Annotated in this window: 20 protein-coding genes; 5 read left to right on the plus strand and 15 right to left on the minus strand. The window is 41.1% G+C overall.

Annotation, left to right across the window (positions count from 1 at the left end):
• Nucleotides 1-161 precede the first annotated feature (161 nt).
• On the plus strand, nucleotides 162-1,259 hold the full coding sequence (locus tag FEE42_RS05550) for a porin (protein ID WP_164027887.1): 1,098 nt from the start codon (nucleotides 162-164) through the stop codon (nucleotides 1,257-1,259).
• A 113-nt stretch (nucleotides 1,260-1,372) separates the two neighbouring features.
• On the opposite strand, the gene FEE42_RS05555 is transcribed toward FEE42_RS05550, so the two are convergent.
• The 7 genes from FEE42_RS05555 to FEE42_RS05585 form a co-directional block, all read right to left on the minus strand.
• A complete protein-coding gene (locus tag FEE42_RS05555) occupies nucleotides 1,373-2,128 on the minus strand; it encodes a class I SAM-dependent methyltransferase (protein WP_164027888.1) in 756 nt (251 codons plus the stop codon).
• A 129-nt stretch (nucleotides 2,129-2,257) separates the two neighbouring features.
• A complete protein-coding gene (nagA, locus tag FEE42_RS05560; RefSeq protein ID WP_164027889.1) occupies nucleotides 2,258-3,412 on the minus strand; it encodes an N-acetylglucosamine-6-phosphate deacetylase in 1,155 nt (384 codons plus the stop codon).
• A gap of 123 nt (nucleotides 3,413-3,535) precedes the next feature.
• Nucleotides 3,536-4,342: a glucosamine-6-phosphate deaminase gene (nagB, locus tag FEE42_RS05565; protein WP_059365789.1), complete on the minus strand. Its 807-nt coding sequence runs from the start codon at nucleotides 4,340-4,342 to the stop codon at nucleotides 3,536-3,538.
• Nucleotides 4,343-4,481: 139 nt separating this feature from the next.
• The gene (gene nanA / locus FEE42_RS05570; protein ID WP_059365790.1) at nucleotides 4,482-5,360 is read right to left on the minus strand and encodes an N-acetylneuraminate lyase; all 879 of its coding nucleotides are present in this window, start codon (nucleotides 5,358-5,360) and stop codon (nucleotides 4,482-4,484) included.
• Nucleotides 5,361-5,369: 9 nt separating this feature from the next.
• Nucleotides 5,370-6,236: a MurR/RpiR family transcriptional regulator gene (locus FEE42_RS05575; RefSeq protein ID WP_059365791.1), complete on the minus strand. Its 867-nt coding sequence runs from the start codon at nucleotides 6,234-6,236 to the stop codon at nucleotides 5,370-5,372.
• Nucleotides 6,229-7,131 carry an N-acetylmannosamine kinase gene (locus tag FEE42_RS05580; protein WP_059365792.1) on the minus strand — a complete coding sequence of 301 codons (903 nt, stop codon included), beginning with the start codon at nucleotides 7,129-7,131 and terminating at the stop codon, nucleotides 6,229-6,231. Before FEE42_RS05580 ends, FEE42_RS05575 begins: the two co-directional genes overlap by 8 nt.
• An 18-nt stretch (nucleotides 7,132-7,149) precedes the next feature.
• The gene (locus tag FEE42_RS05585) at nucleotides 7,150-7,836 is read right to left on the minus strand and encodes an N-acetylmannosamine-6-phosphate 2-epimerase (protein ID WP_135969009.1); all 687 of its coding nucleotides are present in this window, start codon (nucleotides 7,834-7,836) and stop codon (nucleotides 7,150-7,152) included.
• A gap of 283 nt (nucleotides 7,837-8,119) precedes the next feature.
• Here FEE42_RS05585 and FEE42_RS05590 point away from each other — a divergent pair, with 283 nt between their 5' ends.
• The 4 genes from FEE42_RS05590 (at nucleotide 8,120) to nagE (ending at nucleotide 13,815) form a co-directional block, all read left to right on the plus strand.
• Nucleotides 8,120-9,106 carry a sialic acid TRAP transporter substrate-binding protein SiaP gene (locus FEE42_RS05590; RefSeq protein ID WP_110890427.1) on the plus strand — a complete coding sequence of 329 codons (987 nt, stop codon included), beginning with the start codon at nucleotides 8,120-8,122 and terminating at the stop codon, nucleotides 9,104-9,106.
• A gap of 76 nt (nucleotides 9,107-9,182) precedes the next feature.
• Entirely contained in the window at nucleotides 9,183-11,033 is a 1,851-nt protein-coding gene (locus FEE42_RS05595) for a TRAP transporter large permease subunit (protein WP_077586391.1), read from the plus strand.
• A 109-nt stretch (nucleotides 11,034-11,142) separates the two neighbouring features.
• Nucleotides 11,143-12,270, plus strand: coding sequence for an N-acetylneuraminate epimerase (locus FEE42_RS05600; protein WP_164027890.1), 1,128 nt, complete (start codon nucleotides 11,143-11,145; stop codon nucleotides 12,268-12,270).
• A 78-nt stretch (nucleotides 12,271-12,348) separates the two neighbouring features.
• Nucleotides 12,349-13,815 (plus strand): N-acetylglucosamine-specific PTS transporter subunit IIBC, encoded by a 1,467-nt coding sequence (nagE, locus tag FEE42_RS05605; RefSeq protein ID WP_164027891.1) that lies wholly within the window; start codon nucleotides 12,349-12,351, stop codon nucleotides 13,813-13,815.
• A gap of 346 nt (nucleotides 13,816-14,161) precedes the next feature.
• Here nagE and FEE42_RS05610 read toward each other — a convergent pair whose 3' ends face one another.
• From FEE42_RS05610 to FEE42_RS05645, 8 genes are all read right to left on the minus strand, one after another.
• A complete protein-coding gene (locus FEE42_RS05610; protein WP_164027892.1) occupies nucleotides 14,162-15,379 on the minus strand; it encodes an MFS transporter in 1,218 nt (405 codons plus the stop codon).
• Between the two features lie 182 nt (nucleotides 15,380-15,561).
• Complete coding sequence (glmS, locus tag FEE42_RS05615; RefSeq protein WP_164027893.1) at nucleotides 15,562-17,394, minus strand: glutamine--fructose-6-phosphate transaminase (isomerizing); 1,833 nt, start codon at nucleotides 17,392-17,394, stop codon at nucleotides 15,562-15,564.
• A 57-nt stretch (nucleotides 17,395-17,451) separates the two neighbouring features.
• Nucleotides 17,452-18,225 carry a DeoR/GlpR family DNA-binding transcription regulator gene (locus FEE42_RS05620; protein ID WP_059365800.1) on the minus strand — a complete coding sequence of 258 codons (774 nt, stop codon included), beginning with the start codon at nucleotides 18,223-18,225 and terminating at the stop codon, nucleotides 17,452-17,454.
• 133 nt (nucleotides 18,226-18,358) lie between these two features.
• Nucleotides 18,359-18,631 (minus strand): HU family DNA-binding protein, encoded by a 273-nt coding sequence (locus FEE42_RS05625; RefSeq protein ID WP_059365801.1) that lies wholly within the window; start codon nucleotides 18,629-18,631, stop codon nucleotides 18,359-18,361.
• Nucleotides 18,632-18,778: 147 nt separating this feature from the next.
• Complete coding sequence (locus FEE42_RS05630; protein WP_077586387.1) at nucleotides 18,779-19,369, minus strand: YjaG family protein; 591 nt, start codon at nucleotides 19,367-19,369, stop codon at nucleotides 18,779-18,781.
• A gap of 9 nt (nucleotides 19,370-19,378) precedes the next feature.
• Nucleotides 19,379-20,443: a uroporphyrinogen decarboxylase gene (gene hemE, locus FEE42_RS05635; RefSeq protein ID WP_059365803.1), complete on the minus strand. Its 1,065-nt coding sequence runs from the start codon at nucleotides 20,441-20,443 to the stop codon at nucleotides 19,379-19,381.
• Entirely contained in the window at nucleotides 20,444-21,244 is an 801-nt protein-coding gene (gene nudC, locus FEE42_RS05640; RefSeq protein WP_164027894.1) for an NAD(+) diphosphatase, read from the minus strand.
• A gap of 169 nt (nucleotides 21,245-21,413) precedes the next feature.
• The gene (locus FEE42_RS05645; protein WP_059365805.1) at nucleotides 21,414-22,295 is read right to left on the minus strand and encodes a pirin family protein; all 882 of its coding nucleotides are present in this window, start codon (nucleotides 22,293-22,295) and stop codon (nucleotides 21,414-21,416) included.
• Between the last annotated feature and the right edge of the window lie 182 nt (nucleotides 22,296-22,477).

Consider the following 22,477-nt stretch of genomic DNA (forward strand, 5'->3'; position numbering starts at 1 on the left):
AAAATGTGATCTTGATCTGATATTTAAAATTTTACAGCCCTTTTCCATTGACAGAAAAATTGCTTTTTGTAAAGATCCGAATCGCCTATTTAGGCGATTGACATTTTAAATAATGAAAAGTTCAGTCTTGGTCATTAACATACCAATAAGGAATAACAATTATGAAAAAAACACTAGCAGCATTAATCGTCGGTGCATTTGCAGCTTCAGCAGCGAATGCAGCAGTAGTTTATGACAACGAAGGTACTAAATTTGAAGTAAACGGTTCGCTTCGTCTTATGTTAGAGAAGTCTAACCAAGGCGGTCATTGGGAAAAGAAAGATGCCAATGGGGATGTTACTTCTGAAGGTAAAAAGTATTCTCATACTGGCTTAAGAAATGCGGGATCTCGCGTTGAATTTAAAGTGAAACATGATTTAAGCGATGATTTCTATGCTTTGGGTCGTGCAGAGCTACGTTTTGATGGAAAAGATGAGAGCGGGAAGAGTGCGGCAAAAGAAGACGGGTTTGGTTCAGTTAGAGCTCACCGTGCCTATATTGGTCTTGGTAAAAAAGAATTAGGTCAAGTTACATTCGGTCGCCAAGTAACTATCGGCGATGATGTCGGTATTGCAGAAGACTACGACTATGGTATTTTACCGGATTATGTACCAACATCCGGTCGCTCTGTAATCCGTTATGACTACTATGGTGTTGAAGGTTTACAATTAGGTGCAAGCTATCAATTTGCTGAAGACCGTACTAACAATGAAGTTAACCACGGCTCATTATCAAATGGTGTTCAAGCAGGTTTCTTATATGAAAACAATGGGTTAATCCTTGAAGGGGTTTATGGCCGCACTAACTATAAATCAGAACTTAATTCAAATGCTAAACGCAATGTCGATGGTTTGATGTTGAGTGCAGGCTACGATTTCAAAAGTTTCTTAATATCAGTTGATGCTGGTTACCAAAAAGACAAAACTGATGGTAGTGAATCTACTAAATCTTTCTTCGTTTCTCCAGGTTTCCAAGTTCCTGTAATTGCTGATGTCAGTAAGGTATATGGTAACTACTTATATGAGCAATCTAAATCTGGTGATGATAAAACCAAAACTCATGGTTTCTTGTTAGGTGTTGATTATAAACTTCATAAACAAGTTATCACTTATGTAGAAGGTAAGTATGTTCAGTCTAAAGACTATACTAACGGCAATTATGACGAAAATTCAAAAGTCAAAGATAAAGCTATTGGTGTAGGTCTGCGTGTATTCTTCTAATTGTTAAACTAGAGAACTCACAAGAAAGGCGAATCTTAAGATTCGCCTTTTTACTTTTAACCACCTGTCATAAAAACCAACGTTTTTTGAACATTGTTTTTTCAACTTCCTGATTATTTTTGGCTACACACTGCAATAAAATGCAATTTATGTTTCGGATCGTTAAAGGTTTTAAACATACGTTTAAATTGCGCACGGTTTTCTGTTTTCATCGCATTTTTAACGATCTTTAGCGTGCCTAAAATGCCCTCGTCATAAATCATTCCCTTTGGTGAAAGTAATGTCATTTCGCCTGAAAATGTATCCACATTACGGAATCCGCTTTCTTGGAAAATCCCTTTCCAACCTTCTTTAGTTAAAGGGGTTACCGTTACATTAGTCGCCTTACGCATATTATCAAGAATAATTTGATGATCTTCGCCCACCAACATCACATCATGAGTGAGCAAAAAACCACTCGGTTTTAACACCCGAAAATATTCTGCAATGGCTTTTTTCTTCGCCTCTACCGGCAACATCGTCAACATCGCCTCATTGATCACAATGTCAAAAGTCTCATCTTCAAAAGGTAATTTCATTGCATTGGCACGCTGAACGTGAATTTTATCTTGCAAGTTATTGGCGACGATATTGGCTTTCGCCTTTTCTAACGCCTCCTCATCTAAATCAACGCCCTCAATCTGACAACCGAATTGTTTCGCCAAATCAATCGCCGTTGTCCCCATATTACACGCCACTTCTAATACTTTTTTATTCTGATTAAAATCACCGTTACCAATCAACCAATCCGTTGCTTTTTTACCGCCGGGACGTAAACGTGTTTTTCCTAAATGGGCCAAAAAATTATGTCCGACTTCTTCTTTCGCCATTTTAATCTCCTACTCTTAAACTAAGTTTTTACATTATAGATAAAAATTATTCTTATTAAAGCAATAAAGAAAAAAATCCATACCGTGGCTACGATATGGATTTTTCTTATTTTTTATTCAGTCTATTTTTTATGATGACAAATTCGGTTTCCATTCCCCATTCACCACCGTGCCAATCACCTCATAATTTGGTGTAAACACGGCAAGATTTGCCACTTTACCTTTTTCTACCGAACCTAAACGATCATCCACGCCAATAGCCCGTGCCGGATAGAGGTTACTCATACGAATCGCTTCTGCAAGAGGAATTTCTACATATTCCACCGCATTTTTGATGGACTCCATCATCGTGATCGAAGCTCCCGCAATAGTACCGTTAGCATCATAACAACGACCTTCTTTTACATAAATGGTTTTGCCTTCAAAGGTGAAACTTTCTAATTCAGGCCCTGCACCCGCTGCCGCAATAGAATCGGTCACAATGCACAATTTATCACCTTTAATCTTCTTGTCGATTCTGACGTTACCATAGTCAACATGCACGCCATCTATAATAATAGCGGTGTAAATATCAGAATCCAACACCGCACCGACAACCCCCATAGCCCGACCGGAGCTGATTGGCGACATAGCATTATGTAGATGTGTTGCAAAGGTTGCGCCTTTACGGAATGCCGCTTTAGCGGTTTCATAAGTCGCATTAGAATGCCCAATGGAAACAACAATACCGCTTTTTACAAAATCGGGAATATATTGTGAGGTTGGATTTTCCGCGGCAATCGTGATCTTAGTAATCACATCACCGTTCTCACACAGAAAACCTTTCATTTCAGGCGAGATTTCACGGATATATTCAGGACGGTGTACGCCTTTTTTCTCCACGCTAATATAAGGCCCTTCAATGTGTAAACCGAGTGCTTGGTTCTTATGCTTAGTTAAATATTCCCGCATAATTTTAACCGCACTTTTAATGCCTTCGTCCGGTGCGGTAATAAAGGTTGGTAAGAAACTGGTACAGCCGGATTTTAAATTGGTGGCTTGCATAATTTCCAAGGTTTCCACCGTGGTTTGATCATTAAACATCACACCGCCACAACCGTTGAGTTGAAGATCAATAAAACCGGCAGTTAAATTATTGCCCTGTAAATCAATGGTTTTAATGCCCGCCTCAAGTTCATTTTGCGGAATAACGGCTTCTATGATTTCCTCGTTAATCACCACCGCAAAATCACGCAATACCTCGTATTTTGTGTAAATCACTGAATTAACTAATGCGTATTTCATTTTATCTTCCTAAAATTATTCACAAACTCGCTTACTCGTTTGTTCCCCCTAAAGGGGTCGTTGGCAAAGCCAACATTCCAAAAACAGTGTTTTTGTGACCGCACTTTCTGCGGTGTTGCTGAATTATGACAACACGCTATGAATGGCTCGTTGCTCTAATTCACTGAAATATTTTACTGTTTTCACTTTTAATTCTTGCTGTGCCGGTTCATCACATACTAAGATAAAGTGGCGATGCAACTGTAATGCGCTGACCGTCCACATATGGTTCACCGCCCCTTCAACAGCGGCTTGCACGGCAAGGGCTTTTTGATGCCCGGTGGCAAGAATCATCACTTCTTCCGCATCTAATAAGGTGGCAACGCCAATGGTTAGAGCATACTTCGGCACTTTATTCACATCATTATCAAAGAAACGGGAATTGGCAATAAGCGTATCCTGCGTCAAAGTTTTAATCCGTGTGCGAGAATTCAATGATGATGCCGGCTCATTAAAGGCTATATGTCCGTCATTTCCCACTCCGCCCATAAATAAATTGATTTTTCCGTAAGATTTAATTTTTTCTTCATAGCGGCGACATTCTTCATCATGATCTTCCGTATTACCATTCAAAATATTAATATTTTGCGGTTGAATATCGATATGATTAAAGAAGTTTTTATACATAAAGCTATGATAACTTTCAGGATGATCTTGTGGTAAATCCACGTATTCATCCATGTTAAAGGTAACAACATGTTTGAAACTCACTTCACCGGCTTGATAAAGTTTGATCAATTCCTGATAGGTTTTAAGCGGTGTGCTACCGGTAGGCAAACCAAGTATAAACGGACGTTCTGCAGTCGGTTTGAAATGGTTAATTCGATCCGCAATATGACGAGCTGCCCAACGGCTCACTTGATCATTTGTTTGTAAAGGGATAAGACGCATAAGAAAACTTCCTTTAGTTTGACCGCACTTATCCCATCATATCTCACGGAAAACTTTAATATAAACGTTTAGTTTCCCCTCCCCTTTCTATAAATAAAAAGAAAGACTCATTCAACAAGTGCGATCAATTTTTATGAATTTATAAATATTTCTGTTTTAATTCTTTTGCTTTTGCAAGCTGTTCCGGTGTGGCTTTTGCCGTCATCGGTTCACGACAATACCCCGCTTCGACCCCTTCTAATTTGAGCAATTCTTTGATGGTTAAATATAAACCGTTGGCTAAAATACCTTCAATCAAATCATTAGTTACATGCTGAATATCTAGGGCTTCTTGAAGTTTACCCGCTTTGGTTAATTCAAAGATTTCGCGGGCACGTACACCATTCACATTGAATGTCGAACCAATTGCACCGTCCACCCCTAAAGAGGCTGCCGGTAACATCATTTCATCAAACCCAGCCCAAATGAGGTGATTTGGATACGCCTTTTTCAAACGTTCTAAGAGATAGAAATCGCCCGCAGTAAATTTCACACCAAGCACTTTTGGGTTTTTATAAAGTTCGCCGAATTGCTCAATTCCCATATTAACACCGGTTAAAAACGGTATGGAATAGACGATCATATTATTACCGGTTTTCTCAATGATGGTATCGTAATAATGTTTGATTTCAGGAAAACTGAATTTATAGTAGAAAGGAGTAACTGCCGATAAACAGTCATAGCCTAATTCGGTTGCATATTGACCTAATTCAACGGCTTCCTGCAAATTGACGCTACCTACTTGGGCGATAAGCGCTACTTGATCTTTTACTTCATCTTTTGCAATACGGAAAATTTCTTTTTTCTCTGCGGTAGAAAGCATAAAGTTTTCACCGGTAGAACCACCGACATATAAACCGTCCACTTTCATTTTATCAATGTTATAACGAATAATTTGGCGCAATCCTTTTTCATTGATTGAACCGTCTTCGTTGAATGACACTAATAACGCACTGAAAATACCCTTTAAATCACGCATACTTTTCTCCTATTTTATACGTTGTTCAAGAATCACATCGAGCGTTTTTTGCTTTATCTCTATCGCTTTATCTTGCTCACTTTGCACTAATAAAGCGTAAATCAAATCTAATACAAAAAGCTGGGCGATTTTGGTACCAATGGAATCCCCCTGCAATTTACCCTGTTTATTACCGTTTACTAAAACAAAATCCGCAGAGCTTGTAACCGGCGAACGCAAGCTATGAGTGATTGCCACTGTCGTTGCCCCATTTTGTTTGGCAATTTTTAACGCATGTGCGGTTTCTTGCGAATACCCTGAATGGCTTATCCCAATAGCAACATCCCGCGGTTTGAGTAATGCCGCCTGCATATACATAAAATGGTTATTGCCGGTCGCATCGACTTGGAACCCGATACGCATTAATTTATTTTTTGCCTCTTCCGCCGTTATCCCCGATGAACCCACACCAAATAAAAAAACACGATTTGCACGGCGTATCGCACTAACGGTTTCTTCTAACTGATTAAAATCGAGTAAATTAATGGTTTCATCTATTACGCTAGTAATAGAGGTTTGTAATTTTTGTGCAATATGGCGTGAGCTATCGGTAGGTTCAATATCGTTTTCTAACAATGGGTGGGAATGATTGTCTTTTGTCGCCAATTCAATGGAAAGCTCCAGTTTAAAATCACTAAAACCTTTAAAGCCCACCGAGCGACAAAAACGGACGAAAGTAGCTTCTCCTACGCCTAAACTCTCGGCAATTTCGGAAAGCGGATACCCCACAACAAGATCCGGAGAGGTTAAAACGGTATCGGCAATTTTTTTCTCAGTTTTGGTCAAACTTTGATAAAGCGAGCTTATGGTATTTAAAATATTCCCATTTCTAGTCATGGCTTCCTCCTTGCAATTGTGCGAGTAAGCAATCTTTAACCCAATAGGCGGCGCCCACTAAACCGGCATCTTGCCCGAGTTGGGCGGGAATCAGTTCACAATGATAAACTTTCGGCATTTCATTCAAAAACTGCTGCACCAAAGGCAAATAACCTTCCGCCAAACCAACACTTCCTCCAATAGCAATTTTCTGCATATCTAGAGTAATTTTTAAATCGGCGACTAAATTAGCAATGGCAATGGCTGAACGGGCAACAAGTGCGGTTGCTTTTTCATCATTTTTTCTAAAACGATCAAATACTTCTTTTGGAGAACAAGAAACATCCCAAGTGGAAGATACCGCTTCAATAGCACGACCTGAAGCGATTGCTTCTACGCAACCGCGACGACCACAACCGCACAACGGCCCATTCGGGTCTGCCAAGGTATGACCGATATGCCCTGAAATACCATTCGGTTCCGTGAGTAACTGACGATTAATAATCAATCCGCCGCCCACTCCAGTCGAAACAGTGATAAAGGCAAAATTGGCTAATGTATCCCGTTCCTGTAATTGATATTCCGCATAAGCGGCAGCCTGAACGTCATTTAGCAATCCTATCGGTTTATCCGTATGGCGGGCAATACTTGCTTTAAGCGGAAATTCCGCTAGTCCCCCTAGATTTTTAGGATTCAGTGCGGTCAAAATACCCTGATTGATAATTCCGGTAGAAGCAACCGCAACATAATCAAACTGGCCGGCATATTCCGTTAATAATTGAGCGATACTTTGGTGTAATGCTTCTGCTGCATTATTTTGAGGGGTAGAAATTTGTTGGCGTTGAGCAACTCCGCCCTTTTCAACAATTGCAGCGGCAATCTTAGTTCCGCCAATATCTAAAGCCAAACAACGCATCGTGAATTCCTTCTTATCTTATTTTGCCCATTTCACTGCTTCGGCAAACCAACCGACAATATGTTCAAGACGGGTCAATGCGGAACCAACCGTCACAAAATCCGCCCCGATTTCGATGGCGGTTTTAGCCAATTCAGGAGAATTGTAACGCCCTTCCGCCATCACCCGACAACCAGCGGCTTTTAAATCTTTCACTAATTGATAATCCGGTTCTTCTGGCACTGTTCCGCCGGTATAACCCGACATAGTGCTACCAATAATATCAAATCCTAATGTTTGGCAGTGTAATCCTTCTTCCAAATTGGAACAATCCGCCATCGCAAGACAACCCAATTCATGGATTTTTTTGACCGCACTTTCCAATTCAACCGGACGAGGGCGATGAGTGCCGTCCACCGCAATAATGTCCGCCCCCGCATTAGCAAGATCTTCAATGTCATTCAGAAACGGGGTAATACGAACCGGACTATCGGGTAGATCACGCTTTACGATGCCGATAATCGGAACATTTACCGTTGGACGGGTTGCTTTTAAATTTTCTACGCCTTCAATACGGAGACCGGCCGCACCGCCTACTACTGAAGCTTGAGCCATTGCCGCCACAATTTCCGGTTTATCCATCGGACCATCATCCACCGGCTGACAAGAGGCGATTAAACCATTTTGAATACGCTGAAAAATCTGTTCGTGTGTAAGTCTAGACATAAAAACCCTCATTTCATCTTCGGATAAACCGAGATCATTAAAATCTCAATTTTCGCTACTTTTCCTCATTATATAGAAATAAAACTTAATTTTAAATTTATTTTTGAAGTATATTTTCTTAAATGTGATCAATGTCTCAATTTTGAAATAAAACTCCATAGGGCTATTTAAAAACTGTTTTTTTACTCTTAGAATAAAAATTGAAGAATTGTTTTGGGTACTGTTTTACCAAAATTCTTATGCTAGTACTACCAACTCAGATAGTTTCCACATTAGGAGCCACATTATGAAATTTACTAAACTTTTTCTTACAGCTACCATGACTGCCGGTCTGTCTTCCGCCGTTTTCGCTGCAGACTATGATTTAAAATTCGGTATGAATGCCGGAACATCGTCTAATGAATATAAAGCTGCAGAAATGTTCGCGAAAGAAGTAAAAGAAAAATCAGGCGGCAAAATTGAAGTATCGCTCTATCCCAGCTCACAATTGGGCGATGATCGTGCCATGCTAAAACAGCTAAAAGATGGTTCCCTTGATTTCACTTTTGCTGAATCGGCACGTTTCCAATTATTCTATCCTGAAGTTGCCGTATTCGCCCTTCCTTATGTGATCACTGATTACAATGTAGCACAGAAAGCCTTGTATGAAACCGCATTCGGTAAAGATTTAATTCAAAAAATGAATAAAGATCTCGGGGTAACTTTACTTTCTCAAGCCTATAACGGAACACGTCAAACGACCTCAAATCGTGCCATTAACAGTATTGAAGATATGAAGGGTTTGAAACTCCGTGTACCTAATGCGGCAACCAACTTGGCATACGCAAAATATGTAGGAGCCTCTCCAACACCGATGGCATTTTCTGAGGTATATCTTGCCCTTCAAACCAACTCGGTTGACGGTCAGGAAAATCCGTTAGCGACCGTACAAGCACAAAAATTCTATGAAGTACAAAAATTCTTAGCCATGACAAACCACATTTTGAACGATCAACTGTATTTGGTGAGCAATGAAACCTACCAAGATCTACCGGAAGATTTACAAAAAGTGGTGAAAGAGGCTGCTGAAACGGCAGCAAAATATCACACCCAATTATTTTCCGATGGTGAAAAAGATTTGATTTCTTTCTTTGAAAAGCAAGGTGTCACAGTAACCAAACCTGATCTTGCACCGTTCAAAGCCTCAATGAAACCTTTCTATGATGACTTTGTAAAACAAACCGGTAGCAAAGGTGAAGAAGCTTTAAAAGAAATTCAAGCAATCAAATAATTAACCTTGAATGCACCTACTGTCCGGTGCATTCAATTTCGTCCTTTTCTTTTCGTCTTCGTGCATGGAGTAAAGCATGAAAATTTTTAATAAATTAGAGGAATGGATTGGTGGCGCTCTATTTCTCGTCATTTTCTGCATTCTTATCGCGCAAATTCTTTCCAGACAGGTATTTCACTCCCCCCTTATTTGGAGTGAGGAACTTGCCAAACTGCTTTTTGTATATGTAGGTATGCTCGGCATTAGCGTTGCTATCAGAAAACAAGATCATGTTTACATTGATTTCTTAACCAATTTAATGCCGGCTAAAGTGAGAAAGCTATCAAATACCTTTGTACAACTCATTATTTTTGCCTGTATCTTCTTTTTTATCCATTTCGGCATTCGAACCTTTACCAATGCGTCTTTCCCGATTGATGCTTTGGGCGGTATTTCGGAAAAGTGGATTTTTGCCGCTTTACCTGTTGTTGCTGCCTTAATGATGATTCGCTTTTTTCAGGCTCAAGCACAAAATTTCAAGGAAGATAAAAGCTATTTACCCGCCACTTTCTTTATTGTAAGTGCGGTCATTTTACTGGCAATTTTATTTTTTGCGCCGGATTGGTTTAAAGTTTTACGTATTACAAACTACATAAAACTGGGTTCTAGTGCCGTTTATGTCGCCCTGCTTGTATGGCTTGTCATTATGTTCTTAGGTGTGCCTGTGGGTTGGTCACTTTTCATTGCAACCCTTCTCTATTTCACCATGACTCGGTGGAATGTCGTGAATGCGGCATCGGACAAATTAGTATATAGCCTGAATAGTTTCCCACTGCTTGCCGTACCGTTCTACATCTTAACCGGTATTTTGATGAATACGGGCGGAATCACGGAACGTATTTTCAACTTTGCAAAAGCCTTACTCGGCCACTACACCGGCGGAATGGGGCACGTAAATATCGGTGCAAGTTTACTATTTTCAGGTATGTCCGGATCAGCCCTTGCTGATGCAGGCGGTTTAGGCCAGTTAGAAATTAAAGCGATGCGCGATGCAGGTTATGATGATGACATTTGCGGTGGAATTACCGCGGCTTCTTGCATTATCGGCCCTTTGGTACCGCCAAGTATTGCAATGATTATTTATGGTGTTATTGCTAACGAATCCATTGCCAAACTCTTTATTGCCGGCTTTGTACCCGGTGTATTAGTGACTATCGCGCTCATGGCAATGAACTATTACGTTTCTAAAAAACGCGGCTATCCAAGAACGCCAAAAGCCACTCGTGCAGAGCTATGCGATTCATTCAAGCGTGCTTTCTGGGCAATTTTAACGCCAATATTGATTATTGGAGGTATATTCTCCGGTCTATTCAGCCCGACAGAATCTGCCGTAGTTGCGGCGGCTTACTCCGTCATTATTGGTAAGTTTGTCTATAAAGAGCTCACCTTAAAAATGCTCTTCAACAGCTGTGTGGAAGCCATGGCGATTACCGGTGTCGTTGCATTAATGATTATGACGGTTACCTTCTTCGGAGATATGATCGCCCGTGAACAAGTGGCAATGCGTATTGCCGATGTCTTTGTTGCCGTTGCGGATTCACCGTTAATGGTACTTGTGATGATCAATGCTTTGTTGCTCTTCCTCGGTATGTTTATTGACGCTCTGGCATTACAATTCTTAGTTCTGCCGATGCTGATTCCAATTGCCATGCAGTTTAATATCGATCTTGTCTTTTTCGGTGTGATGACAACACTAAATATGATGATCGGAATTTTAACACCACCAATGGGAATGGCTCTCTTTGTCGTAGCACGTGTTGGCAATATGTCGGTATCCACTGTAACAAAAGGTGTACTACCGTTCTTAATTCCAATTTTTGCTATGTTGGTTTTAATCACTGTCTTCCCACAAATTATTACCTTTATACCGAATCTCTTGATTCCATAGCTAAAGTGCGGTTAAAAATCATCACATTTTTGACCGCACTTTAAATAACACTCTATTCAATGCCGTTTTATGAATAGCAAATCATAACATTACTCAAATGAGGTTTATTATGACATTAACAAAAACAGCATTATGCACCGCACTTTTCACCACCCTCGCATTTTCCGCAAGCATTCAAGCCTATCCTGATCTTCCGGTAGGCATTAAAAGCGGTGCAGGTGCGTTAATCGGCGATATTGTATATGTAGGATTAGGTTCCGGCGGAGACAAGTTCTACTCCCTCAACTTAAAAGATCCGGCTGCACAATGGAAAGAGATTGCCGCGTTCCCGGGTGGAGAGCGTAACCAGCCCGTTGTTGCTGCCGTAGATGGGAAACTCTACGTGTTTGGCGGCTTGCAAAAAAATGAAAAAGGCGAGCTGCAACTGATCAATGATGCCTATCAATATAACCCGACAGATAATACTTGGACGCAGCTGCCAACTCGTTCTCCACGTGGTTTAGTCGGCTCATCCGGTGCCTCACAAGGTGATAAAGTTTATATTATAGGTGGCTCCAATCTGTCTATCTTTAACGGTTTCTTTCAAGATACAATCGCTGCTGGAGAAGATAAAATGAAAAAGGACGAAATAACGGCGGCCTATTTCAACCAACGTCCGGAAGATTACTTCTTTACTACGGAATTATTAAGTTATGAACCTTCTACGAATAAATGGCGTAACGAAGGTCGAGTACCGTTCTCCGGTCGTGCAGGTGCGGCATTTACCATTCAAGGCAATGATTTAATCGTCGTAAATGGGGAAATTAAGCCCGGACTTCGTACGGCTGAAACCCACCAAGGTAAATTCACCGCCAAAGGCGTGCAATGGAAAAACTTACCGGATTTACCGGCTCCAAAAGGTAAAAGCCAAGATGGTTTAGCCGGCGCTATGGCGGGCTATAGCCATGGTCATTATTTAGTGACCGGAGGGGCAAACTTCCCCGGCTCCGTTAAACAATTTAAAGAAGGTATGCTACACGCACACAAAGGTTTAACCAAAACATGGCACAAGGATATTTATACGTTAAATAATGGCAAATGGCGTATTATTGGCGAGTTACCAATGAATATCGGCTATGGATTATCCGTTTCTTATGATAATAAAATGCTATTAATTGGTGGTGAAACTGATGGCGGAAAAGCCTTAACTTCCGTGAAAACATTAAGCTACGACGGTAAAAAATTGACAATAGAATAATCGTCAATCACGTAACAAGGACTGCTTGGGAACATTCTATTTGTTCACAAGCATTTTAGTGAAACCTAAGGAGTATTTATGAGTATTCTCAGTTATGCACAAAAAATTGGTCAAGCCTTAATGGTCCCCGTGGCTGCATTACCGGCAGCGGCGTTATTAATGGGAATCGGTTATTGGATCGATCCTGACGGATGGGGGGCCAACAGTCAATTAGCGGCATTATTAATCAAATCCGGAGCGGCAATTATTGATAATATGGGCTTATTATTCGCCGTGGGGGTTGCTTTCGGTTTATCAAGAGATAAGCACGGTTCGGCCGCACTTTCCGGTCTGGTCGGGTTCTATGTAGTTACCACCCTTCTTTCTCCAGCCGGAGTTGCACAGCTACAACATATTGCATCGGATCAGGTTCCGGCAGCATTTAATAAAATCAATAACCAATTTATTGGGATTTTGATAGGTGTGATTTCTGCAGAACTTTATAATCGTTTCTACCAAGTAGAATTACCAAAAGCCCTTTCCTTCTTTAGTGGAAAACGTCTCGTACCCATTGTGGTCGCTTTTGTTATGATCGCCATTTCTTTTGTTCTCCTCTATGTTTGGCCGCATATTTTTAATGCGCTTGTCTCTTTTGGTGAATCAATTAAAGATTTGGGTGCGGTTGGTGCCGGAATTTACGGTTTCTTTAACCGCTTACTGATTTCGGTAGGCTTACACCACGCATTAAATTCTGTTTTCTGGTTTGATGTGGCAGGCATTAACGATATTCCGAACTTCCTTGGCGGGGCAAAATCCCTTGCTGAAGGAACCGCAACCGTAGGGGTAACAGGAATGTATCAAGCAGGCTTCTTCCCAGTTATGATGTTTGGCTTACCCGGCGCGGCATTTGCTATTTATCACAGTGCAAAACCAAGTCAAAAAGCAAAAGTTGCCTCAATTATGCTTGCCGGTGCATTTGCTTCGTTCTTTACCGGAATTACCGAACCGCTTGAATTTTCATTTATGTTCGTCGCGCCAATTCTTTATGTTATCCATGCATTTTTAACCGGGATTTCGGTATTTATTGCAGCAAGTATGCATTGGATCGCCGGTTTTGGTTTCAGTGCCGGTTTAGTTGATATGGTACTTTCTTCACGTAATCCACTTGCCGTAGATTGGTATATGCTCATCATACAAGGCATTGTTTTCTTTGTGATTTACTATGTCATTTTCCGTGTGGCAATCAAAGCGTTTAACCTTAAAACAATTGGTCGTGAGGAACAAGAAGAATCTCTTGAGGCTCCCCTAGCTGCAACAACATCTTCGCGCGAAGAAAGAGCGATTAAATTTATCGATGCGTTGGGTGGAAAAAATAACCTCAAGAATGTTGACGCTTGTATTACCCGCTTGCGACTAACCTTGAATGATCACAATAATATTAATGAAGAACAACTCAAATCATTAGGTTCGAAAGGGACAGTAAAAATTGGTAATGATGGTTTACAAGTTATCTTAGGCCCTGAAGCGGAATTAGTTGCTGACGCCATTAAACGCCAGCTCCATTAAGCAACGCTTTTAATTAACGCCCCGCCCAAGGGGCGTTTCTAAATTCCGCCTCCCTGAATCCGAATTTTACCTCGTTGAAAACTTTCATTGCTTATCCTTAATCTCATGTTTCTTTTGAGACTTCACCATACCTTCATATCATTTCTACATTGATACCTACTCTGTCCTCACAGCCGCCTCTTGCTCAAAAGTAAATCCCATATCATTTCGTTTTTTTAAATACGGAAACTTATTCGCAACCTTATGGCGGTGCAGTCTTTTCAATAGTGGTGTTTCGTTAGCAATAAAAAAATCCGCCTTACCTACCATAAGACGGATTTAAAATAAGCTCAAAATCAACCGCACTTTATTTTAATTCGCTACCTTTTAGTTCCGGAATAAGCGCAAGGGTGGCAATCATATCAATGAGGTAAATAATCGCTAAGAATGCAATAGCAAGGCTAAATGAGTAGGCAGAAACAATCGCGCCGACTACAACAGGCCCAAAACCACCGACAGCCCGTCCTAAGTTGAATAAGACATTTTGTGCAGTAGCCCGCGCTTCCGTAGGGTAAGCCTCCGCCATTAATGCTCCGTATCCTCCCATCATACCGTTCACAAACATCCCGAGAAACGCACCGGCGATAAGCATTATGGTCGGATCAGTAAGTTGAGAATAGGCAATAATGCTGACAACCGCACCGAATTGGAATAATAAGAAACTTGGTTTTCGCCCTAATTTATCGGCAAGGCGACCAAAAACCAAGATGCCTAACATCATTCCACATACCGTTACCGCTGTCCAAATACCTGATTTCGTTAGACTAAAGCCAAGTTGTTTAGCTAAAAAATTTGGCATCCAGATCATAATGCCGTAGTAACCAAAATTTTGTACGGATGTCAGCACAACAACCCCTAAACTCACTTTAGCCGTCGCTTTATCTTTCACTAAAAGTTTAAAGGATTCCAATTTTGATGTTTTTTGTGCTGAAAGCGCGGTCTGTTTTTGGGTGAAAATTTCAGGTTCGTGCAATCTGGCCCGTAAATACCACGCCACAAATGCAGGGAAAATACCAAGAATAAACATACCACGCCAGCCAATATACGGTAGTAATACCGGCGTTAATAATGCTGCGCCTAACACGCCGACTTGCCAGCCCAAAGCGACATAAGAGGCGGCTCTAGCACGATGGCGTGCCGGCCAAGCCTCAATCGCAAGTGCCATACCGATACCAAACTCTCCGCCCAAACCAATACCTGCGATAGTGCGGTAAATAAGCAAATCCCAGTAACCTTGGGCTAATGCACATAAACCGGTGAAAACAGCAAATAATACGATTGTCCAAGTCAGTACACGTACACGACCGTATTTATCACTTAATGCACCAAATACAATGCCACCGAATACGGCACCGATTAGCGTCCAAGTAACAAGCGATCCTGACTGAGCAGGCGTAAGACTCAGATCGGCAGAAATAGCGCTGAGCATAAAACCAAGAATAAGTAAATCAAAACCGTCCATAGCGTAGCCGACGGCAGATCCGATAAGGGCTTTCCAGCCATATTGATTGACTTTAGTTGTCATGTTGATGTCCTTTTACTACTCACAGGTAGTGTTTAAAGAGGGATAAGACTATGTCATGAGCGGCAAAATTGCCCATGCTCAAAACCGGGGCGTAGTTTAAAGAATCTTTTTATTTTAGGCAAATAAAAAAGCACGAAAACCATATTTCGTGCCTTTAAGATAATGACTAAACCAACCGTACTTTATTCAACGGTTACCGCTTTTGCAAGATTACGCGGTTGATCCACATCCGTTCCTTTAATTAAAGCCACGTGATAAGCCAATAATTGCATCGGTACCGTATAAAAAATTGGCGCAATAATTTCATTCACTTTTGGCATAGTGATAATTTTCATCCCTGCCGTTTCGGTAAAACCGGCATCTTGATCGGCAAAGACATATAATTGACCACCACGGGCGCGTACTTCTTCAACATTCGATTTCACTTTTTCTAATAAATCATTAGTTGGAGCCACTACGATCACCGGCATATCCGCATCAATTAATGCTAACGGGCCGTGTTTTAATTCACCTGCTGCGTAGGCTTCCGCATGAATGTAAGAAATTTCTTTTAATTTTAAAGAGGCTTCCATGGCAATCGGATAATATTCACCACGACCTAAGAATAACGCATGATGTTTTTCAGCAAAATCTTCGGCAAGAAGTTCAATATCTTTGTCAAAAGCTAAACTTTTTTCAATATCGGCCGGAAGAGAATGCAATGCTTTAACAATTTCTTTCTCTTTTTCATCGGAAATATTACCGTTAAGTTTTCCAATCGCTGTCACTAACATTAGCATGGCAGCTAATTGGGTAGTAAAGGCTTTTGTCGATGCCACGCCAATTTCTACCCCTGCACGAGTCATAAAGGCAAGATCGGATTCACGCACTAGAGAAGAGCCTGCAACGTTACAAATTGTCATTGCCGCCATGTACCTTTTTTCTTTTGCTAAACGGAGTGCAGCTAATGTATCCGCGGTTTCACCGGATTGAGAAAGGGTAAGCAACAAACTATTTGGACGGGTAACAAATTTACGATAACGAAACTCAGAGGCGATTTCCACGTCACAACTGACACCGGCAAGCGCCTCAAACCAATAACGTGCCACCATACCGGCATTGTAAGATGTACCACAAGCGACAATTTGGATATGTTGTACTTTCTCTAAAATATCTTTCGCGCCATTGCCGATAGATTCTACAATCACGTTACTGTGATTAATACGCCCTTCCATCGTGTTGATAAGTGTGGTCGGTTGTTCAAAAATTTCTTTCTGCATAAAATGACGGAATTTGCCTTTCTCGGCGGCATCATTTTCAAGATTGGATTCATGCACTTCACGCTCAATCTTGTTACCTTGCACATCATAAATATCTACCGTACGACGGGTGATTTCTGCAATATCCCCCTCTTCCAAGAAAATGAAACGACGGGTCACACTTAATAATGCCAGTTGATCTGAGGCTAGGAAATTTTCACCGATACCTAAACCGATGACTAATGGGCTGCCTGAGCGGGCTGCCACAAGATGCTTCGGTTGATTACGATCCATCACGACCATACCATAAGCACCTGTGAGTTGCTTCACTACTTTTTGTACTGCTTCAAGCAAAGAATCCGTGCTACGCATTTCCCATTCCACAAGATGTGCTATCACTTCGGTATCGGTTTGAGAAAGGAACACATAGCCCCGTGATTTTAGTAATTCACGCAATTCTTCGTGATTTTCAATAATGCCATTATGTACCACGGCAAAATTGCCTGAAATATGAGGGTGGGCATTGGCTTCTGACGGTTCACCATGAGTTGCCCAACGGGTATGGGCAATCCCCGTCCCGCCAATTAACGGCTTCGTCGTAACAGCTTCGTCCAATGCTTTAACTTTACCCAAACAACGTACACGTTGTAATTCATGCTGTTCATTGACCACCGCCACTCCAGCAGAGTCATACCCGCGATACTCTAAACGATGTAACCCGTTAATTAAGATTTCTGCAACATCACGCTGCGCCACTGCGCCAACAATACCACACATAAGCTTTCCTTTATTTGTTGATTAATTTAAAAAATAATTGTTATTTTGACCGCACTTTCACACACAGATGACTTCGACACCTTGTGCCAAAATTGCTTGCTTGTCTTGTTCGGACAGCCCGTTATCGGTAATCAGTACGTCAATTTTCTGCCAAGTTAATTCTAAATTGGGCATTTTTCTGCCAATTTTTTGGGACTCTACCATCACGATCACTTCACGAGAAACCTCTGCCATCACTTGACTTAGCCCGACTAACTCATTAAATGTCGTTGTTCCCCGTTCTAAATCAATACCGTCCGCTCCAATAAAGAGCTGATCAAAATCATAGGATCGTAATACCTGCTCCGCTACTTTGCCTTGGAATGATTCGGAGCGTGTATCCCATGTTCCCCCAGTCATTAGTAGCGTCGGTTCATTTTCCAAAGCCCTCAGCTCTGTTGCCACAGAAAGGGAATTTGTCATCACAATCAAACCTTGTTTGCGGTTGAGCTGCTTAATCAAAGCCGCCGTCGTACTACCACTATCTACAATAATACGATTATGATCGCGAATACGCTCTGCTGCAGCCTTGGCTATGACAATCTTTCGTTTCGAAAGTTCTTCATTTTCGCTTTCATCAATAATTTCTTTTGGCATTAAGATCGCGCCGCCATATTTACGCAATAAAAAACCGCTGCTCTCCAACGCGGTTAAATCTTTACGAATGGTGACTTCAGAGGTGTCAAATAGCCTAACTAACTGCTCCACACCAACTTCACCTTGTTGCTGTAAAAGCTGCATTATCTTGTGGCGACGTTGCTGTGTATTACGGGGTTGATTATTTCGTTTCATCTTAAAATGCAAAATAACTTTCGAATAAAATTTCGGTTCAAAATATTATAGAAATAGAACTATTTTGTAAAGGAAATTTCAAGCAACAAAAAACCCTGCTCAAGGCAGGGTTTATAATAATTTATGCAATGAATTATTTGATTGCTTCTTTTAATGCTTTGCCAGATACAAATGCAGGCACTTTAGATGCAGCAATTTTAATTTCCGCACCGGTTTGTGGGTTACGGCCTGTACGTGCCGCACGTTGGTTTACTTTAAATGTACCGAAACCAATCAATTGTACCGGCTCACCTTTTTTAAGGCTTGCAGCGATTGCTTCTAAAGTTGCTTCCAATGCTGCTTTAGCTTGTTTTTTATTTAGCTCTGCAGCACTTGCGATTGCATCAATTAAATCTGTTTTGTTCATAGACTTTACCTTTCGTTAAATTTAATTTGTTTCTTTAATAAAGCGCGCCACCAAGCATTCAGCCCAGGCAACAACTGCTACGTAAAGCATAATCTAACTTTCAATGAAATAAAAGTAAGATTTTTTAAATTTGTGATAAATCTCACGTTATTGGTTAAATTCTATACCGATATTGGATATACCTTCAGTTCTAATCTCATTTTTTAGATCTAAAATCAGTGCAACATCTCGTTTTTCACATTCTTTTAACAAACGATAAATTTGCCACTGCACATCCAATTCGGCTTGAATATCTCCATTTTCTTTGAGCTCAGTTTCAGAAAAATGGCGGCCGTTTTCCGTTTCCAATAATGCCGTCACCGTCCCCAAAGAAATGTGGCTAATTTTAACCGCTCTTTCTAAGGTTTCTCCTGCAATAATAGCATGCAAAATCTCTGCCAAGGCTTCACAAGCATCAAGTGCGGGTACAACACCAAAATTGTCATAGTTATTCACATCGGGAATAACGGTTTCCAATTTTTCCAACTGATTCTCAAAATTAATTTTACAATTTTTTACCGTTAAATATTCCCACACTAAGTTGAGAATATTTTGGTAGATTTTGCCTTCGGTTTCCTGATTATTCATTTGGCAGAATAATTTAAAATTCGGCATCATACGCTCGCATAATGCCGCCATAAAAGTTAAATGCTGCCAGCTCTCAAGGTTTTCCAGACGTTTATGGATAGGATTTCGCATCTTATTTTTTTATTTATGATAGATTTTAGAATATTCGTGAACCGCATCAACAAACACTTTTGGTGCATTTTCCGGCACATCTTGATGGATACCGTGCCCGAGATTAAATACATGGCCACTGCCTTCTCCAAAATCTGCCAAAATTGACCGCACTTCTTGCTCAATTCGTTCTGCCGGTGCGTAAAGTACACTTGGATCCATATTGCCTTGCAAAGCAACTTTATGACCGACACGTGCTTTTGCCTCAGCCAGATTGACCGTCCAGTCTAAGCCGATGGCATCACAACCGGTATTCGCGATCGCTTCAAGCCATAATCCGCCGCCTTTGGTAAAGAGCGTTACCGGTACAGCACGTCCCTCATTTTCACGAATCAAACCATCAACAATTTTATGCATATATTGAAGAGAAAAATCCAAATATTCACGATGGCCCAATACTCCGCCCCAAGTATCAAAAACCATCACCGATTGCGCACCGGCTTTAATTTGCCCGTTAAGATAGAGGATCACGGCATCTGCAAGTTTATCTAACAATAAATGCAATGTTTGCGGTTCTGCATACATCATTTTTTTGATTTTATTGAAAGTTTTACTGCTGCCGCCTTCCACCATATAAGTAGCAAGCGTCCACGGGCTACCGGAAAAACCGATAAGCGGGACTTCGCCGTTTAGTTCACGGCGAATAGTGCGTACTGCATTCATCACATATTGCAATTCCTTTTCCGGATCAGGAATCGGCAGATTTTCAACCGCACTTTTGCTTTCAATCGGTCTGGCAAATTTAGGGCCTTCGCCAACACCAAAACTTAAACCAAGCCCCATGGCATCCGGAATGGTTAAAATATCGGAAAATAAAATTGCTGCATCTAGAGCATAACGACGGAGCGGCTGTAAGGTCACCTCACATGCCAAATCCGCATTGCGGCAAAGCGACATAAAATCCCCTGCTTGCGCCCGTGTTGCTTTATATTCCGGCAAATAACGTCCAGCCTGACGCATCATCCAAACCGGCGTACAATCCACAGGTTGGCGTAATAAGGCTTTTAAATAACGATCATTTTTTAGTGCTGACATTTAGGTTTCCTTTCTGTTATCAGATGCTTTGCAAAGTTGAAGCGTAGCATCAATCAATTTACGTGCGATAGTACCTGTTGGCGGCAATTCTGGCAAGGGTTGATGATAAGAAAACCATTGTGCATCATGAATTTCCGTTTCCTGTAAAGCAATTTCACCACTTTCATAGTCAGCTAAAAATCCTACCATTTGTGAATTCGGAAATGCCCAAGGCTGGCTACCGAAATAACGAATATTTTTAATTCGAATACCGGTTTCTTCAAAAACTTCACGTTGAACCGTTTGTTCAAAGGTTTCACCTACTTCGACAAAACCGGCAAGCGTTGTGTACATTCCTCCGCCGGGCTGATAATGGCGTTTATGATTGGCGAGTAAAATATGCGTGTCACGGCGTACGGCAACAATAATGGAAGGGCAAATGCCGGGATAAGTACGATAACCGCACTGTGTACACTGCATAGCAAGTTCATCTTCCGTTTGGCTATTGGAATGACCGCACCGACCACAAAATTGGTGGGTTTTCAAAAAATGATTAATTTCCACACCACGATTTAATAAATAAAACTTTTCTTCGGGAAGAAAAAGCAAATCCCGTAAACTAAAATAGGCGCGTTGATCATCTTGCTGTTCTTCAATAAGCCATAGGGGCTGCTCTTCCCATTCGCCAATTAACATACCTTTTAAATTTTCCAAGCCAAATGAGGCAGCCGTTCCGTAAGGTAATTTGCCCTGTATTAAATGTAAATTGGAACCCTGTGTGAGGAGCCAATAGCCTAAGTCCGTTGATTGAATGTCGCACATAAAATCTTCTCCAAAATGACCGCACTTTTTTAATTATTGTAGCAATTTCCAAACCGACAAGGTTAGCTTTAATTCACGATAAAATTTGTCAAACATTCGGGAAAAATTAAGGGGTAAATCCTTAACTAATAGAATTTACCCCTAGATTGAGTCATACCTAAAGCATTTTTTAGTTTAAACGACCGAATTTACCGCTTTGCACATCGTTAAAAGCCTCAACAATTTGCTCGCGGGTATTCATCACGAACGGGCCGTAACCGACAATCGGTTCATTAAGCGGTTCACCGGTAAGAATTAACAATTTCGCTTCATTGTTAGATTCAATGAGTACATCCGCACCGCCACGCTCAAAAGTGACTAACTCTCCACGCCGTGCAATCGCCTCTCCGCCGACTTGGATCGTTCCCTCTAATACAAGGATGACGACATTATGGCTTTCCGGCACACTAAAAGTATGTGTCGCATTTGCATTCATGGTCGTATCCCACATATTAATCGGGCTAAAAGTACTGGCAGACCCTGTTGCTCCTAACAATTCACCGGCAATCACTCGGACTTGACCGGCATCGTTAGGCAATTTTACTACCGGAATATCCGCCGATTTAATCGCTTGATATTTCGGTTCGGTCATTTTATCTTTTGCCGGTAAATTTACCCAAAGTTGCACCATTTCGAATAATCCGCCCTCTTTAGCAAATTTTTCTGAGTGCATTTCTTCGTGCATCACACCGGAACCCGCTGTCATCCATTGAACGTCGCCCGTACCGATTGTACCGCGGCCACCGTGAGAATCGCGGTGAGAAACTTCGCCCTGATAAGCAATCGTTACTGTTTCAAAACCACGGTGAGGATGTTCTTCTACACCGCGTAAATCAAATTCAGAATTATCACGACGACCGCCTTGGAAGTATTTTGGCGGGTTGTAATCCATTAAAAGAAACGGATCAAGATTTTTATCTTTATCGTTGTAACTAAACATTGACGCAACATGGAAACCATTACCTACCCAGTGTTTTTCCGGTGCAGTAAAAACGTTTGCTACTTTTTTCATATAAAACTCCTTCATTTCTTGTTAGAACCAATTGTTCTGTTGATGGAGCGCATTATATAATTTCAAAAAATTAAATAAACAACCAATCAGTTAAAATATAATTTACTAAAAAGAAATAATAGTCTTAATTATATGAATAAATTTTGGCAGCTTTTTGACAAATCACTTTACTAGCCCAGCGC

Source organism: Rodentibacter caecimuris (genome assembly GCF_010587025.1).
Taxonomy (GTDB): domain Bacteria; phylum Pseudomonadota; class Gammaproteobacteria; order Enterobacterales; family Pasteurellaceae; genus Rodentibacter; species Rodentibacter caecimuris.

Coding starts and splice junctions, on each gene's coding strand:
- nanA (WP_059365790.1), bottom strand. CDS start 5,360: ATGCGTGATTTAAAGGGTATTTTCAGTGCGTTATTAGTGTCATTCAAC.
- nudC (WP_164027894.1), bottom strand. CDS start 21,244: ATGTGCGACATTCAATCAACGGACTTAGGCTATTGGCTCCTCACACAG.
- FEE42_RS05555 (WP_164027888.1), bottom strand. CDS start 2,128: ATGGCGAAAGAAGAAGTCGGACATAATTTTTTGGCCCATTTAGGAAAA.
- FEE42_RS05585 (WP_135969009.1), bottom strand. CDS start 7,836: ATGTCTAGACTTACACACGAACAGATTTTTCAGCGTATTCAAAATGGT.
- FEE42_RS05620 (WP_059365800.1), bottom strand. CDS start 18,225: ATGAAACGAAATAATCAACCCCGTAATACACAGCAACGTCGCCACAAG.
- glmS (WP_164027893.1), bottom strand. CDS start 17,394: ATGTGTGGTATTGTTGGCGCAGTGGCGCAGCGTGATGTTGCAGAAATC.
- FEE42_RS05645 (WP_059365805.1), bottom strand. CDS start 22,295: ATGAAAAAAGTAGCAAACGTTTTTACTGCACCGGAAAAACACTGGGTA.
- FEE42_RS05575 (WP_059365791.1), bottom strand. CDS start 6,236: ATGACTAGAAATGGGAATATTTTAAATACCATAAGCTCGCTTTATCAA.
- FEE42_RS05595 (WP_077586391.1), top strand. CDS start 9,183: ATGAAAATTTTTAATAAATTAGAGGAATGGATTGGTGGCGCTCTATTT.
- FEE42_RS05625 (WP_059365801.1), bottom strand. CDS start 18,631: ATGAACAAAACAGATTTAATTGATGCAATCGCAAGTGCTGCAGAGCTA.
- nagA (WP_164027889.1), bottom strand. CDS start 3,412: ATGAAATACGCATTAGTTAATTCAGTGATTTACACAAAATACGAGGTA.
- hemE (WP_059365803.1), bottom strand. CDS start 20,443: ATGTCAGCACTAAAAAATGATCGTTATTTAAAAGCCTTATTACGCCAA.
- nagE (WP_164027891.1), top strand. CDS start 12,349: ATGAGTATTCTCAGTTATGCACAAAAAATTGGTCAAGCCTTAATGGTC.
- FEE42_RS05630 (WP_077586387.1), bottom strand. CDS start 19,369: ATGCGAAATCCTATCCATAAACGTCTGGAAAACCTTGAGAGCTGGCAG.
- FEE42_RS05550 (WP_164027887.1), top strand. CDS start 162: ATGAAAAAAACACTAGCAGCATTAATCGTCGGTGCATTTGCAGCTTCA.
- FEE42_RS05580 (WP_059365792.1), bottom strand. CDS start 7,131: ATGCGTTGTTTGGCTTTAGATATTGGCGGAACTAAGATTGCCGCTGCA.
- FEE42_RS05600 (WP_164027890.1), top strand. CDS start 11,143: ATGACATTAACAAAAACAGCATTATGCACCGCACTTTTCACCACCCTC.
- FEE42_RS05610 (WP_164027892.1), bottom strand. CDS start 15,379: ATGACAACTAAAGTCAATCAATATGGCTGGAAAGCCCTTATCGGATCT.
- nagB (WP_059365789.1), bottom strand. CDS start 4,342: ATGCGTCTTATCCCTTTACAAACAAATGATCAAGTGAGCCGTTGGGCA.